This is a genomic window from Ruegeria sp. CDSA020 (genome assembly GCF_059612345.1).
Genome location: NZ_JBXWQK010000001.1, coordinates 134698 through 148648, shown reverse-complemented (window position 1 = coordinate 148648; position 13951 = coordinate 134698). Strand labels below are relative to the sequence as shown.

The 13951-nt window shown below is 56.0% G+C and carries 16 protein-coding genes and 1 tRNA gene; 9 read left to right on the top strand and 8 right to left on the bottom strand.

Annotation, left to right across the window (positions count from 1 at the left end):
• Positions 1 to 3 precede the first annotated feature (3 nt).
• From AC2FJW_RS00765 to AC2FJW_RS00735, 7 genes are all read right to left on the bottom strand, one after another.
• Positions 4 to 777, bottom strand: a complete 774-nt coding sequence (locus AC2FJW_RS00765; protein ID WP_496748962.1) for an ABC transporter ATP-binding protein — start codon at positions 775 to 777, stop codon at positions 4 to 6.
• The gene (locus AC2FJW_RS00760) at positions 774 to 1538 is read right to left on the bottom strand and encodes an ABC transporter ATP-binding protein (RefSeq protein WP_496691247.1); all 765 of its coding nucleotides are present in this window, start codon (positions 1536 to 1538) and stop codon (positions 774 to 776) included. Before AC2FJW_RS00760 ends, AC2FJW_RS00765 begins: the two co-directional genes overlap by 4 nt.
• The gene (locus AC2FJW_RS00755) at positions 1535 to 2632 is read right to left on the bottom strand and encodes a branched-chain amino acid ABC transporter permease (RefSeq protein ID WP_142633851.1); all 1098 of its coding nucleotides are present in this window, start codon (positions 2630 to 2632) and stop codon (positions 1535 to 1537) included. The genes AC2FJW_RS00760 and AC2FJW_RS00755 overlap by 4 nt, the downstream gene beginning before the upstream one ends.
• A 3-nt stretch (positions 2633 to 2635) precedes the next feature.
• Positions 2636 to 3511 carry a branched-chain amino acid ABC transporter permease gene (locus tag AC2FJW_RS00750; RefSeq protein ID WP_496748961.1) on the bottom strand — a complete coding sequence of 292 codons (876 nt, stop codon included), beginning with the start codon at positions 3509 to 3511 and terminating at the stop codon, positions 2636 to 2638.
• A 71-nt stretch (positions 3512 to 3582) separates the two neighbouring features.
• Positions 3583 to 4614 carry a zinc-binding dehydrogenase gene (locus AC2FJW_RS00745; RefSeq protein ID WP_496748960.1) on the bottom strand — a complete coding sequence of 344 codons (1032 nt, stop codon included), beginning with the start codon at positions 4612 to 4614 and terminating at the stop codon, positions 3583 to 3585.
• 201 nt (positions 4615 to 4815) lie between these two features.
• Entirely contained in the window at positions 4816 to 5337 is a 522-nt protein-coding gene (locus tag AC2FJW_RS00740) for a hypothetical protein (protein ID WP_281972111.1), read from the bottom strand.
• A 344-nt stretch (positions 5338 to 5681) separates the two neighbouring features.
• A tRNA-Ser gene (locus AC2FJW_RS00735) sits at positions 5682 to 5771 on the bottom strand.
• 144 nt (positions 5772 to 5915) lie between these two features.
• On the opposite strand from AC2FJW_RS00735, the gene AC2FJW_RS00730 reads away from it, so the two are divergent.
• From AC2FJW_RS00730 to AC2FJW_RS00690, 9 genes are all read left to right on the top strand, one after another.
• The gene (locus AC2FJW_RS00730; RefSeq protein ID WP_271948056.1) at positions 5916 to 6737 is read left to right on the top strand and encodes a DUF2059 domain-containing protein; all 822 of its coding nucleotides are present in this window, start codon (positions 5916 to 5918) and stop codon (positions 6735 to 6737) included.
• Positions 6737 to 7534, top strand: coding sequence for a DUF2059 domain-containing protein (locus tag AC2FJW_RS00725; protein WP_496748959.1), 798 nt, complete (start codon positions 6737 to 6739; stop codon positions 7532 to 7534). Before AC2FJW_RS00730 ends, AC2FJW_RS00725 begins: the two co-directional genes overlap by 1 nt.
• Before the next feature lie 210 nt (positions 7535 to 7744).
• Complete coding sequence (locus AC2FJW_RS00720) at positions 7745 to 8362, top strand: 50S ribosomal protein L21 (protein WP_271947092.1); 618 nt, start codon at positions 7745 to 7747, stop codon at positions 8360 to 8362.
• 11 nt (positions 8363 to 8373) lie between these two features.
• The gene (gene rpmA, locus AC2FJW_RS00715; protein ID WP_120635433.1) at positions 8374 to 8643 is read left to right on the top strand and encodes a 50S ribosomal protein L27; all 270 of its coding nucleotides are present in this window, start codon (positions 8374 to 8376) and stop codon (positions 8641 to 8643) included.
• Between the two features lie 93 nt (positions 8644 to 8736).
• Positions 8737 to 9345 (top strand): LysE family translocator, encoded by a 609-nt coding sequence (locus AC2FJW_RS00710; protein WP_496688076.1) that lies wholly within the window; start codon positions 8737 to 8739, stop codon positions 9343 to 9345.
• A complete protein-coding gene (locus AC2FJW_RS00705; protein ID WP_142633834.1) occupies positions 9342 to 9878 on the top strand; it encodes a GNAT family N-acetyltransferase in 537 nt (178 codons plus the stop codon). The genes AC2FJW_RS00710 and AC2FJW_RS00705 overlap by 4 nt, the downstream gene beginning before the upstream one ends.
• 37 nt (positions 9879 to 9915) lie before the next feature.
• Positions 9916 to 10950 (top strand): GTPase ObgE, encoded by a 1035-nt coding sequence (gene obgE / locus AC2FJW_RS00700; protein ID WP_496695437.1) that lies wholly within the window; start codon positions 9916 to 9918, stop codon positions 10948 to 10950.
• Complete coding sequence (gene proB, locus AC2FJW_RS00695) at positions 10938 to 12044, top strand: glutamate 5-kinase (protein WP_496748958.1); 1107 nt, start codon at positions 10938 to 10940, stop codon at positions 12042 to 12044. Before obgE ends, proB begins: the two co-directional genes overlap by 13 nt.
• A gap of 24 nt (positions 12045 to 12068) precedes the next feature.
• Positions 12069 to 13331: a glutamate-5-semialdehyde dehydrogenase gene (locus AC2FJW_RS00690; protein WP_496748957.1), complete on the top strand. Its 1263-nt coding sequence runs from the start codon at positions 12069 to 12071 to the stop codon at positions 13329 to 13331.
• Here AC2FJW_RS00690 and AC2FJW_RS00685 read toward each other — a convergent pair.
• Positions 13328 to 13924, bottom strand: a complete 597-nt coding sequence (locus tag AC2FJW_RS00685; protein WP_496704611.1) for a histidine phosphotransferase family protein — start codon at positions 13922 to 13924, stop codon at positions 13328 to 13330. The two genes, AC2FJW_RS00690 and AC2FJW_RS00685, sit on opposite strands and share 4 nt — an antisense overlap.
• Positions 13925 to 13951: the final 27 nt, after the last annotated feature.

Here is a 13951-nt window from a genome sequence, read left to right as displayed (position 1 = left end):
CGCTCACCTCCACGTCTTCTTGCGTTTCCAGCGGCGGTTTTCACGCGCACCTTCTTCCTGCACACCCAGATAGAAATTCTGGATGTCTTCTGACTGCATCAGCTCATCCGCGGGGCCATCCATGACGATGCGCCCAACCTCCATGACATAGCCGTGATGGGCCAGTTCCAGCGCAGCATTGGCGTTCTGCTCAACCAGCATCATCGTCATGTTCTGCTCGTCGTTCAGGCGCTTCAGGATGCCGAAAATCTCTTGCACAAGCAAAGGGGACAGGCCCAGAGACGGCTCGTCCAGCAACATAATCCTTGGATTTGCCATCAAGCCACGCCCGATGGCCAGCATCTGTTGTTGGCCGCCAGAAAGGGTGCCTGCCTCTTGCGTGCGCCGCTCTTTCAGGATCGGGAAGTAGGAAAAAACCAGTTCGCGGTCATGGTCAATCTGGCCTCGGTCCGAGGATGTATAGGCGCCGAGGCTCAGGTTCTCATCCACGGTCAAAAGGGGGAATACTTCGCGCCCTTCGGGTACGTGGACGACGCCTTTCTGCACAACTTTATGTGGCTCGGCCCCTTGAATTTCGACCCCGTCAAAGCTGATCTTGCCCTTTTCCGGGTCCATTACGCCGGACACGGTTTTCATCAATGTGGTCTTGCCGGCCCCATTGGCCCCAAGGATCGACACGATTTTACCCGGAGGCACATCCAGCGACACGCCCCGGATTGCCATGATTGGCCCGTAAAAACTTTCGACATTGCGAATGGTCAGGATCGGATCGCTCATGACACTTTCCCTAGATAGGCCTCAACCACTGCCGGGTGTGACTGTACCTGCGCAGGGGTTCCCAGTGCGAGCATTGCCCCATCCGCCATTGCAAGGACCCGATCCGAGACGCCCGAAACCAAAGCCATGTCATGTTCGACCATCAGCACCGTAATCCCCATCTGCCGCCGGATATCATCTATCCACCAGCGCATATCGGTCGTTTCCTCGACCGACAGCCCCGAGGCCGGTTCATCCAGCAGCAACAACTTGGGATCGGTGGCCAGGGCGCGGGCAACTTCAACCACTTTGCGCACACCGTAGGGCAGGCCTGATATCATCTTGTCGCGATAGGCCTGCAAATCAAGAAAATCTATGATCTCTTCTACCTTTTCACGGTTTTCGATCTCTTGCCGCCGGGCCGACGGCAGGAACAGCACCTCGGACAAAAGTTTTGTCTTGCGGTGCCGATGACGCCCGACCAGCAGGTTCTGCAGAACAGTGGCGTGTTCGAACAGTTCGATATTCTGAAACGTCCGCGCAACACCAAATGCTGCAACGCCGGACGGTTTCACCTGCAGCAAGTCATGCCCGTCATACCGGATTGAACCCTCTATTGGTTCATAAAAGCGAGAGATCAGATTGAAAACGGTCGATTTACCCGCGCCATTGGGGCCGACTATGGCAAAAACCTCGCCGTCTTCGACTGAAAAGGACAGGTCGTTCACAGCCGTGACGCCACCAAATTTCAAGGTGACATTCTTAAATTCAAGCAGGCTCATCTCAGACGCTCCGTCTTGAGATAGGATTTCTGACGTTTGAACATGTCCTTGCGATAGAAGGGAAACAGTTCGAACCATGTCCGGATCTTCAGCCAACGTCCATACATCCCCATGGGTTCAAACAGGATAAAGGCGATCAAGATCATGCCGAAGATACCAAATTCCAATCCCGGAATTGCGACGGTGCTGCCCCCGAAAACTGCGCCGACATACTCTTTTGCGATCGACAAAAATTGCGGCAGAAACCCTATGACGACAGCGCCCAGGAATGCCCCGTGGATTGAGCCCAGACCACCGATCACGATCATCATCAGCAGCTGAATTGAGATTAGGACGCTGAATGTCTCGTTATTGAATGCGCCCGAGAACATCCCCATCAGAGCACCTGCCCAGCCGGTCACAGCGCAGGACAGGGCAAATGAAATCATCTTGGTCTGCGCAATATCAACACCCATCGCCTGGGCCGAGACCTCAGAATCTCGCACGGCGATGAAACTGCGCCCAAGCGGTGCGCGCAGCAGGTTGATATAGCCCAGAGTGACCAGAACCGCGACTGCAAGCACCAGCCAAAAGAATTGGACCGGCGTAGCCCAGCGATCGACCATGAATCCAAATATCTCGACCCCGCCGATATATTTACCGGCGACCCCGCCGGTGATCGGCTCGGCCAGGACAATCACGTCATCCATCAGGATCGACAGGGCCATGGTAAAGATTGCCAGGTAGATACCGTGAAGGCGCAGGGCCGGGATAGCAACGGTCACCCCTGCTATCCCGGTCAGGATACCGGCGATCGGGAAGGCCAGCAGGAATGGCAAGCCTGCCTCAATCAAGATGATATTCGCATAGCACCCAAAGGCCAGAAAAGCCGCATGCCCAAGGCTGACCTGTCCGGTATGGCCGGTCAGTATCATCAACCCAAGACCTGCAATCGCCCAGATCAGAACATTTGTCAGCTCACCCAGATAGAATGCGTCCAACCACCACGGAGCGGCGATCACGACGCCTAGAAGGATCAGGTATAGGCTCAGTTGATACCGGTCTTTCCAAGGCCGGATATCTTGCATGTAACTGGTCTTGAAAATGATCCGCATGGCTTAAACCTTTTTGACCCTAACTTGGCTGAACAGCCCATTGGGGCGAAAGATCAGGACAGCCAACAACAGCGCATAAGGTGCAACCTGACTGTACCCAGCAGCGATATAGCGACTGGCAAACGGTTCGATTACGCCAACGATCAAACCTCCGGCCAATGCTCCAGGTAAACTTCCGAATCCGCCAATGACCGCAGCGGCGAAGGCCTTAATGCCCAGAAGTCCGGTTGCCGGGTCCACGGATCCTTTCGCGGCAAACAAAATGCCTGCGATACCCGCAACCACGCCGGCCAACGCCCAGATGAAACCCTGCACACGTTTTACCGGGATTCCCATATAATAGGCCGCCAGCTGATTTTGTGAGGCACCCTGCATTGCAAGCCCAAGCTTGGTGCGACTGAAGAACTGGTACAGCCCCCAGGTCAGCAGAACGGTAACGACAATAACCGCCACGTCCTCCATCCCCAGTACAAGGCCACCAAAACGCACTTCTTTTCCGGCCAGTGGATTCTGCAGCGTCTGCGGTTCGTGCCCCCAAATCAGACCAGCGACAAATCGGATTACAAAGCCCAGGGCGATGGTCAGAATGACCACAGCCGTCTGGCTTTCCCCGAAAAGCCGCCGAATGATCAACCGGTCCAGCAAGTACCCCAGCACTCCCATGATCCCCAACGAGATCGGCAAGGCCAGCCAAAAAGGCAGCCCCATATATTCGGCATTTGTAAGCCCGATGGTAACAAAGGCGCCCAGCATCATGAGATCACCCTGTGCGAAGTTCACTGCCTCAGTCGCCTTGTAAATCAGAACAAATCCGAGCGCGATCAGCCCATAGACACAGCCATTCGCCAGCCCGCTTATCAGCAGCTGCGCATTATCCAAACTCACCTCCCTATACCGGTTGCTCCGGGTTCATTTAGATCCCGGGCCTCCTCCTTAGCCCGAGGTTAGTACTACAATGGCGTGATAATTACCTTTCCGTCACTCTTTTGCAGTGCATCAACCAGCCCGGACATAACATTTTTTAATGTAAGCTTTTCAGAAACATCTGTTTTCCAACGCCCGTCCGCAAAGCGGGCCTGAACCTCGGCAACGACACGTACCACATCTTCGCGAGGCGTCGCTGTCATCCATTGTGTCAGCCAAAACCCTTCGATTTTCTTACCCATAAAGATGAGCTGTCCCGTCTGCGTTAGTTTGGGCAGTTCAGGGCTGAGCTTGCCATAACACACCCAGCGCGCACCTTTCGGCATCGCACAGAAAATCTGTTCGGAAATCTGGTCGGCGACGGCATCCAAAAAGACCCGAGGTTTAAGCTCTTTGCTAAGCGCTGCGAATTTCTGCAGCATGTCGGGGTCTGATGTTACCAGCACGTCATGCGCGCCCAGCTCTTTCAATGCAGCAACGGTCTCAGCGCGTCTCACGATCGCAATCGGCTTGAGCCCAAGATCGCGACCGAGGCTGCACATAAGCTTGCCTAACTGACTGGTTGCGGCAGATACGATAAAAGCATCTCCGGCCTGACGCGCCAGATCGACCATCGCCATGGCCGTCATCGGGTTCACAATCTGTGCTGACCCATCGTCATCCAAGATATCCGGGCGCAGTGGAATACACATTTGTGCATCGGTCAGAGCGTACTCGGCCCAGGCACCGGAATGAGTGGCCATGAATGCCACGCGCTGTCCCTGCAAACCCTCGGCTCCGGCACCGGTGGCGACGACGTCTCCACATCCCTCAAACCCGGCCGGAGATCCCTTTACCCTAGGCTGCCCGTATTCACCCTTGATAAAATGAAGGTCGGACGGATTAACTGATGACGCCCTCAGACGGATCAGAACCTGTCCTGCGCCCGGCTCGGGCACAGGCATTTCCGTTTCGGCCAGCCAATCAGACGCATTTTGGATGCTGGGACCAGTGGCTTTGCCCGAATACCCATGATGAGTTTGAACGATCGCAAACATGGAAGAGGGAAGGGGGGTCATGAGCGTACCTTTTCTGAACGATAGGAAACTGTCGGGTCCTGCTTGACTGCATCAAACCAACAATTTCGAAAATGATGGCCATGATCGACATCAACCGTGGCATATGTGTTCAGATCAGCCAAGCAAATGGCCAAAGGCGCGTCAATCGAACTATTCTTTGACGTAGGGAAAGACCGCCTGTTTCGGCGGTCTTTCAAATTCTTACTGACCAGTCAACAGGGCCTGAAGTTCCTGAATTTTCAGCGCGATTGTTGCAGGTGAGGCTTTGATATCATCGAGAATACCAACCGCTTTTACCTTCAGTTCTTCTGCCAGTGTGCTTTCCTGAACTGAGGCAACCATGGCGTCATAGTCAAAGTTATCAACACTCATAGCGCCGCTCTCAACCCAGGAATTCAGCAGCTCTTGCCCCTGGTTGGTGAGGGCAGCGACCTCTTCTCCAGCCTGATCGGCCAGCTCAGTCGCTGTTTCACCGGCTTGAGTGGCTAGGTCAGACGCGGCTTCGCTGGACTGTTCGACGATTTCAGCCGCCTGTTCCGTAACGGAAGACGCAGCTTCGCCAGCCTGTTCGGTAACCGATTCTACGGCTTCAGACACGGCGTTTCCGGTTTCTTCAGCGGCGGCTTGCGGCTGTTCGACCGGAGCGGCAGGTTGATTCAGATAGTAATAGATTGCGGCGCCAACGCCGGCGACGACGACCCCTAGCAAGATTATACGCGACATGGGATTCTCCTTTGAAATATGTGTCGCCGAGATGGGGGGAAACTAGCGGACTGGAAAGGGGAATTCGTGGAACATCCTATCAGAACAAGGGATTGAGCCAGTGTACGCCGATCTGGGCCGATCCCGTGGCAATAACACGCCAACGTTGAACAACCAGTGGTCGAGATGCCATTCTTGTCAACCGACCCACAGGGTCGCACGGATGCCTGTTCAGCAGGGAAGCACAGAGGCTAAGAATTCTCGTAGGAACGCGCGCAAAGCGAATAAGGCGACAAAGGCCTGCATTTCAGGTGCTTGAGCCAAATTCCGGAAAGCTGGTTACCAATCATGCGCTGAATGGCTGATGGCGGAGAGACAGGGATTCGAACCCTGGGTGGGCTTGCACCCACAACGGTTTTCGAGACCGCCCCGTTCGACCACTCCGGCACCTCTCCGCGGGGGTCTGTGAGGGGGGGATTTAGTGATGAACACCCGGGGGTGCAAGCAGAAAGTTTCATAATTTATCAATCCCAGGATTTTCCGTTGCCAGATGCCGCAAAACCCCTAGGCTTCTGTACATGAGACATTTTACGCACCACATGACCACCGCCCTTTCGCTGTTTCTTTTCACAGTATTCATGTTGCCAATCCCGGCATCCGCTGCCGGGCGCGATAGGATCGAGGCATTCTTGACCACGACCGGTTTCGACGTTGCCCTTGAAAGTATTGCTCTGGCCTCGGCCTCGGCACCTCAGATGCTGGGTTTTGACCCCGATGGATTCGGGTCGGACTGGGCGCGGCTGACCGAAGAGGTGTTCGATACCAAAGACATGCATGAAACTGCAGTTTCGATTTTAGAGCAGACGCTCAGCGATCAGGCGCTGAATCACGCGGTAGAATTCTATGCATCAGATCTGGGTCAACGACTGGTCTCTGCTGAAAACGCTTCCCATCTGATCGAGGATGACGAAGCAAAACAACAGCAGGGCCAAGAGATAGTCGCTCAACTTGTCCGGGAAGGCTCTCAACGTGTTGAGAGTCTAAAAAGGATGAACACTGCCATCGACTCAAGCGGTACTTCTTTGCGCGCCCTTCAGGAAATACAAATCCGGTTCCTCCTCGCCGCCAGCGCTTCAGGTGTGATCGAACTGCAGTTGGATGCAGATGAATTGCGCGCAATGATGAAACAGAATGAAACCGGGATGCGACAGGCCTTACAGCTCTCCGCACTTGCCGGTGCTGCTTATACCTATCAGGATTTCTCGGATGCGGATGTCATCACCTATGTCGAGGCGTTGGAACAGCCTCTAATGCAGGAAGTCTACGAACTTTTGAACGCCATTCAGTATGAGATAATGGCTATGAAATTCGAAGTCCTGGCAACCAAAATGGCCGAGCTTCACCCCGCACAGGACATCTGATGCGCATTCTGATCGTTTTTGCCCTGATCTTCTGGGCCACATCATCCGGCGCCGTGGAAAAAGCGGATCGGCTGGCGCAGGCAATGCGTCTGGAGAACCTGATCGAAATCCTCCTGTCCGAAGGCGGAAAGATGAGCCAAGAGATGGACGCCACTTTGTTGGATGGCAACGGTGGCGCTCTGTTCGAAACTCGGGTCGAGGCGATTTATGATCCCGATTGGATGTATGATAAGTTGGTCCAGGGATTCCGGCAAAGCCTGGATGAAGTGCATTTGGAACGCGCCATCGCCTTTTTTGAAAGCGATCTTGGCCAGACCATCGTTTCCCTTGAGAATTCCGCACGGCTTGCATTTGTTGATCCGGCAATCGAAGACTTGGCAAAACAGGCCTATTTCGAAAACACCAAAGACAGCATGCAGTTCAAACTGGTCGAAGAGTACATACTGGCCAACGACCTGATCAAACAGAACGTGCGGAGCGCTTTGAGCGCGGATTACAACTTTTTCAGGGGGATAAATGACGGCCAAGTTCTCGATGACAGCGACCTTCTGGACAACCTTCTGCTGCAAAAGGACGGGATCGAGCAAGAGACAGAAACCTGGCTGTATTCCTTTCTGTTGATGGCCTATAACCCTTTGAGCAACGCCCAAATGCGCAAGAACATCGCGTTTTCTCGAACGGATACAGGGCAAGCGCTGAACAGCTCACTGTTCGAAAGCTTCGACAGTATGTATGATCAGATCTATTACGATCTGGGAAAGGCGGTTGCGGCTGTCTTACAGGGCTCTGATCTTTAGTCGCCATTTCATGTTGACTTTCCTCTGCAATCTTTGGATAAGCGCCCATCCCGGCCGGAATCTCCGCGCCGGGTATCGTTATTATTGACCCAAGGGGCTGATCCATGGGTCATTCACACAGCCCGAAAAAGGGCGCGCTGTTCGAGGTGGCTGAGGCCGAAAACACCCGCAAGGGGACCACAGAACGCGGGTTAGACAAAGGAAAGACGCATGTTTGCGGTCCTCAAGACTGGCGGCAAGCAGTACAAGGTTCAGGCGGGTGATATCCTCCGCGTTGAAAAATTGGCTGCCGACGCAGGTGAAAAAGTTCAATTCAACGATGTTCTGATGCTGGGCGGTGACGCTCCGGTTGTTGGTGCACCGTTTGTAGATGGTGCAGCCGTTCAGGCCGACGTGATCGAACAGATCAAGGGTGACAAGGTCATCAACTTCGTCAAGCGCCGTCGTAAGCACAGCTCGAAGCGTACCGTTGGCCACCGTCAGAAGCTGACCCTGGTCAAGATCACCGACATCCTGTCGTCGGGCGCTGACAAGTCGGGCATCAAAGCTGCAACCGGTTCTGCACCGGCAGGCGAAGCTGCACCCGCAGCGAAAAAGCCCGCCAAGAAAGCAGAAGCCAAAGCAGAGGCACCCGCCGCTGTTGCTGCTGCAGACGATCTGACCGCGCTGAACGGTGTCGGCCCAGCCGCTGCCAAAAAGCTGAACGAGGCCGGTATCGAGAGCTTTGCCGCTCTGGCCGCCTTGTCGGACGAGCAGATTGCTGCTATCGAAACGGTCAAAGTGAAACCCGAATGGGTTGAGCAGGCCAAAGAGCTTGCTAAAGGCTAAGGAGAGAGAGAATGGCACATAAAAAAGCTGGCGGTTCCTCCCGTAACGGTCGCGACTCAGCTGGTCGCCGCCTTGGCGTGAAACTGTATGGTGGCCAGGCCGCCATTTCAGGCAACATCATCGTGCGTCAGCGCGGCACCAAGTTCTGGCCGGGCGAAGGCGTAGGCATTGGCAAAGATCACACCATCTTTGCAACTGTTGATGGCGCTGTGAAGTTCCACAAAGGCCTCAAAAACCGCACCTTTATTTCGGTCCTGCCAGTGGCGGAGGCCGCAGAGTAAGCCGAAACCCATAAGGTTTGAAAATTCTTGGGGGACCGGCAGAAAATGCCGGTCCCTTTTCTCGTTTTAACGCAGGTTCGATCAAACAGTCCGATGACAGTCGCAACCACCAGTTTCCTGATCTTTGCCGCCAGTCAGGTCGGCACGCCGGGACCGGCCAATATGGTCCTGCTGGGAACCGGTGCGCGTTACGGGTTTCGGGCAGCGCTGCCTTTTGTGGGCGGCGTCATTCTGGGCAAGCAGCTAATCATCTGGCCGGTGGGCTTTGGGTTGCTGCAATTGGCGGATCAGGCGCCGGCGGTGTTTGCTGTTCTGAAATACGCCTCGGCGGCCTATATCATGTGGCTGGCGTGGAAGATCGCCAACACGCGGCTGTCCCGGCAAGAGGCTGATGGCGCAGCGCCAGGGTTTCTGGCCGGATTGATTGTTCATCCGCTCAATCCCAAGGCCTGGGCCATGATCGTTGCGGGGTTCACGGGGTTTGTCGCCGTCGGAACACCAACTTTTGAGGCAACGCTCGCAATCGCGGCTTGTTTATTGATTTGTCAGGTGATTCTTCATCCAATCTGGACATTTGCCGGAGATAGAATTGCCCACGCGGTTGAAGGTCGGCCGATGGAAAAATATCTGATGTGGACGTTAGCAGGTCTCACTGTTGCGTCTGTACTTTTTGTGTTGTTCGGAGGAGGAACGCACCTATGAAACTTGAGACGATCATAAACCAGCCGGTCATAGAAACCGAGCGGTTCGATCTGCGCCCTCTGCGCCGGTCGGATCTGGGTCTCATCGAACATTATGCCGGAGATGAACGGGTTGCGCGTATGACGACAAGGATTGCGCATCCTTTGCCGCCCGGCGCGGTTGAGGCCTTTGTGACCCGGTCCATGGCCGAAGACCGCAGCGAGGATGTCTGGGCGATGGACGCGACCAAGGATGGCGGTCCGGAGCTGATAGGCCTGATCTCGCTGGAACGCCTGGATCGCAACCAATCCGAGGTCGGCTATTGGGTGGCTCCTGTCTATTGGAACACCGGGATCGCATCTCTGGCGGTCGAAGCGCTGGTTGTCGCCAATCCGCTTGAAAACACGTCGATGTTCGCAAGCGTATTTCAGGACAATCCAGCCTCAGCCAGGGTGCTGACGCATTGTGGTTTCGAATACCTGGGTGATGCCGAAATCTATTCGGTGGCGCGTGATGCGAACGTGCCCACTTGGACATACAGTAAAAAACTCTGACTTGTGGCCGGTGGGGCCTTTGCAGTAGGGGACAGTCATGAAATTTCTCGATCTTGCAAAGGTCTACATCCGGTCCGGGGCCGGCGGTGGCGGCTGCGTCAGTTTTCGGCGCGAAAAGTACATTGAATACGGCGGTCCCGATGGTGGGGACGGCGGTAAAGGTGGCTCTGTCTGGGTCGAAGTTGTGGATGGGTTGAATACCCTGATCGACTTTCGCTACCAGCAGCATTTCTTTGCCAAGAACGGTCAGCCTGGCCGGGGGCAGCAGCGCACCGGAAAAGATGGTGATGACATCATTCTGCGCGTCCCGGTCGGCACTGAGATCCTGGACGAAGACGAAGAAACCGTCATCTGCGATCTGACAGAGGTGGGCCAAAGGGTCCTGCTGGCCAAGGGCGGCAATGGCGGTTTTGGCAACCTGCACTTCAAATCGGCCACTAACCAGGCTCCTCGTCGGGCTAATCCGGGTCAGGCAGGTATCGACCGCACGATCTGGCTGCGCCTGAAACTGATTGCCGATGTCGGCCTGTTGGGGATGCCTAATGCCGGCAAATCGACCTTTCTTGCTGCGACATCGAACGCACGCCCCAAAATTGCCGATTACCCCTTTACCACCTTGCACCCCAATTTGGGCGTGGTGGGTGTCGACAATGTGGAATTCGTGGTGGCCGACATCCCCGGTCTGATCGAGGGCGCACATGAAGGACGCGGAATCGGAGACCGCTTTCTGGGCCACGTCGAACGCTGCGCGGTATTGCTGCATCTGGTCGATGGCACTTCCGAGACAGTGGCAGAAGACTACCGTACGATCATTCACGAGCTCGAAGCCTATGGTGGAGAATTGGCCGATAAGCCTCGCATCACTGTGCTGAACAAGGTCGACGCCTTGGATGACGAGGAACGAGAGCTGGCAAAGTCCGAGCTAGAAGGGGCCGTTGGTGGCCCTGTGATGGCCATGTCAGGTGTCGCGCATCTTGGCGTAACCGACGTCCTGCGGGCCTTGCGCAGTCAGATCGACGATGACCGCGTACGTCAGAAACCCGCCGAGGAGGAACTGCCTTGGCAACCCTGACCGCAGCCAAACGCCTCGTGGTCAAGATCGGATCCGCCTTGCTGGTGGATCGGAACACAGGGTTGCTGCGATCTGATTGGTTACATTCGCTTGCTGAGGACGTCGCATGGCTAAAGGGGCAGGGGACCGACGTCATCCTGGTCTCATCGGGGTCAATCGCGTTGGGGCGTGGCGTTTTGGGTCTGCCCATGGCCACGCTTCCGTTGGAACAGTCGCAAGCCGCCGCCGCTGTCGGGCAAATCCGGCTGGCCCGCGCCTATGAAGAAGCGCTGACGCCTCACAGCATTACTACTGCACAAGTGCTCGTTACGCTGGAGGATAGCGCCGATCGTCGTCGCTATCTGAATTCACGCGCCACCTTGGAAACGCTGCTGGGGCTTGGAGTCGTTCCGATTGTCAATGAGAACGATACAGTCGCCACTGATGAGATCCGATATGGCGACAATGATCGGCTGGCGGCACAGATTGCCGTCACTGTTGGCGCCGACCAGTTGATCCTGTTGTCGGATGTTGATGGGTTCTACTCGGCCAATCCAAATGAGGATGCCTCGGCCAAGCGGTTTGACATGATCGAAGACATCACGCCCGAGATTGAGGCGATGGCGGGTGATGCCGGTTCCGGCCTATCAAAGGGCGGGATGAAGACCAAACTGTTGGCGGGAAAAATGGCCACGGCTGCTGGTTGCGACATGGCGATCACCGAAGGTTCCCCTCTGAACCCGTTGAAAACGCTTGAAAACGGCGCGAACTGTACATGGTTCATCGCGACTGTTGACCCGCATGCCGCACGCAAACGCTGGATTTCAGCGATGAAACCCCGGGGTGAGATTGTTGTAGACGCGGGGGCCGCGCGGGCGCTGAGCAATGGCAAAAGCCTTTTGCCAGCAGGAATAGTCGAAGTGTCCGGAGATTTCGGGCGCGGTGATCCTGTTTCGATCATGGACCCACAGGCGCGACGGCTTGCACAGGGGCTCAGCCGCTATACCGCGCAAGAAGCAGACGCTATCAAGGGGCGCAAATCGACCGAGATCGAAGCCACTCTAGGCTATCCTGGCCGCGCGGTGTTGATCCACCGCGATGATCTGGCTGTTTGACAAATTGACTGAAAGGCACCTGAGATGAAGGATTTCGACAGCATCCCCGACCTGATGACCGATCTTGGGAAACGCGCCAAGGCCGCCGCTGCCGAGCTGGCATTTGCAAGCGCCGAGCGTAAACATGCTGCCCTGATCGGTGCCGCCGATGCCGTTTGGGCCAATCGTGAACAGATCATTGCGGCCAATAAGAAAGATATGGAATTCGGGCGCGACAAAGGGTTGAGCCCGGCGATGATGGATCGCCTGATGCTGGATGAGGCCCGCATTCAGGGCATGGTCGACGGGCTGCGCGCCGTTGCAGAGCAGGCCGATCCTGTTGGTGAGGTTCTGACCGAATGGGACATGCCCTCGGGCCTGAACATCCAGCGTGTGCGGACACCTTTGGGGGTTATCGGCGTGATTTATGAGAGCCGCCCAAATGTAACTGCGGATGCGGGTGCCCTCTGTCTGAAATCCGGGAACGCGGTCATCCTGCGCGGTGGATCAGAATGCTTTCATTCCTCGTCAGCCATCCACGCGTGTTTGGTTCAGGGCTTGAAATCGGCGAACCTGCCCGAGGATGCCGTTCAGCTTATCCCAACCCGCGACCGGGCGGCGGTTCAGGAACTGCTGACCATGACCGATTATGTCGACGTGATCGTTCCCCGTGGAGGCAAAGGGCTGGTCGGGCTAGTCCAGCGCGAGGCCCGCGTGCCCGTGTTTGCCCATCTGGAAGGCATTGTGCATATCTATATCGACAAGGCCGCTGATCCGCAAAAGACGCTCGAGGTGGTTTTGAACGCCAAAACCCGTCGTACCGGAATCTGCGGTGCTGCCGAATGTCTGCTGATCCATCAGGATATCGCTGAAACGCTGGGACGGGATGTCATATCGGCGCTGCTGGCCGCAGGTGTCGAAGTACACGCCGAAGGTACATTGGCCGTTGATGGCACTATCGCGGCCACTTCTGATGATTGGGGCAAAGAATTTCTGGATAGTATCATCGCGGCCAAGCCGGTGGCTGATATCGACGCCGCCATTGCGCATATCCGCAGGTTTGGGTCGAACCATACCGATTGCATCATGACCGAGGATCCCGCTGCAGCTGCCCGGTTCTTTGAACGGCTTGATAGCGCGATCCTGATGCATAACGCCTCAACTCAATTCGCCGATGGCGGTGAGTTTGGCATGGGGGCCGAGATTGGCATCGCCACCGGAAAGATGCACGCGCGCGGCCCCGTAGGTGCGGCTCAACTGACCAGTTTTCAGTATCTGGTGCGCGGTTCAGGGACTGTTCGGTCTTAGAACCGGATTTCGACGCGAGTTGAGGCCGTATCGGTCGCGACCCGCCGTCCCATCGACGATGCGGATTCAGGCAGCAGCGCAAATTGAACCTGCGCCGGGGTGACCTTGTTGGTAAACCGTCCGCTGGGCAGGTTCTTCCATAGCTCGGTTTCCAGCTTCAATTTGTCCGCGGTCCCTGTCACAGACCAGTTCTTCCCGTCGTTTACGATCGTTACATCCCCGCCAAATGGCATCGCGCTTTCGCAGCACATCAACGCCAGAAAGGCCAGTTTCACCTGATTACGCGGTACCGCTTCGGTCAGGTTCCAGTTGACGCGAACACGACCTGCGCGTTCGACATCATTCAACAGCTCTAAAACCTCGGCCCGCCCAAGGGGATGATCGCTGGCCGACCCAAAAGCGACCCTGAAAAAGCGGATGCGTGCGCCGGCGCTGCCGACACTTCCCGCGATCAGTTCCATCTCGGGGCCTTGCACCGCGCCAACCATTTCAAGCAGCTCCAAGCCGTTGGTGATCGCCCCGATCGGGCTGATCAGATCGTGGCAGATCCGCGAGCCGATCAGTTCGGCCAGGTTGACGTCCAAGTCGCTCATGCGTACCTCCTGCTGTATCTGCCGCCG

Coding starts and splice junctions, on each gene's coding strand:
- rpmA (WP_120635433.1), top strand. CDS start 8,374: ATGGCACATAAAAAAGCTGGCGGTTCCTCCCGTAACGGTCGCGACTCA.
- AC2FJW_RS00760 (WP_496691247.1), bottom strand. CDS start 1,538: ATGAGCCTGCTTGAATTTAAGAATGTCACCTTGAAATTTGGTGGCGTC.
- AC2FJW_RS00720 (WP_271947092.1), top strand. CDS start 7,745: ATGTTTGCGGTCCTCAAGACTGGCGGCAAGCAGTACAAGGTTCAGGCG.
- AC2FJW_RS00685 (WP_496704611.1), bottom strand. CDS start 13,924: ATGAGCGACTTGGACGTCAACCTGGCCGAACTGATCGGCTCGCGGATC.
- AC2FJW_RS00725 (WP_496748959.1), top strand. CDS start 6,737: ATGCGCATTCTGATCGTTTTTGCCCTGATCTTCTGGGCCACATCATCC.
- AC2FJW_RS00745 (WP_496748960.1), bottom strand. CDS start 4,614: ATGACCCCCCTTCCCTCTTCCATGTTTGCGATCGTTCAAACTCATCAT.
- AC2FJW_RS00690 (WP_496748957.1), top strand. CDS start 12,069: ATGAAGGATTTCGACAGCATCCCCGACCTGATGACCGATCTTGGGAAA.
- AC2FJW_RS00705 (WP_142633834.1), top strand. CDS start 9,342: ATGAAACTTGAGACGATCATAAACCAGCCGGTCATAGAAACCGAGCGG.
- AC2FJW_RS00755 (WP_142633851.1), bottom strand. CDS start 2,632: ATGCGGATCATTTTCAAGACCAGTTACATGCAAGATATCCGGCCTTGG.
- obgE (WP_496695437.1), top strand. CDS start 9,916: ATGAAATTTCTCGATCTTGCAAAGGTCTACATCCGGTCCGGGGCCGGC.
- AC2FJW_RS00765 (WP_496748962.1), bottom strand. CDS start 777: ATGAGCGATCCGATCCTGACCATTCGCAATGTCGAAAGTTTTTACGGG.
- AC2FJW_RS00710 (WP_496688076.1), top strand. CDS start 8,737: ATGACAGTCGCAACCACCAGTTTCCTGATCTTTGCCGCCAGTCAGGTC.
- AC2FJW_RS00740 (WP_281972111.1), bottom strand. CDS start 5,337: ATGTCGCGTATAATCTTGCTAGGGGTCGTCGTCGCCGGCGTTGGCGCC.
- AC2FJW_RS00730 (WP_271948056.1), top strand. CDS start 5,916: ATGACCACCGCCCTTTCGCTGTTTCTTTTCACAGTATTCATGTTGCCA.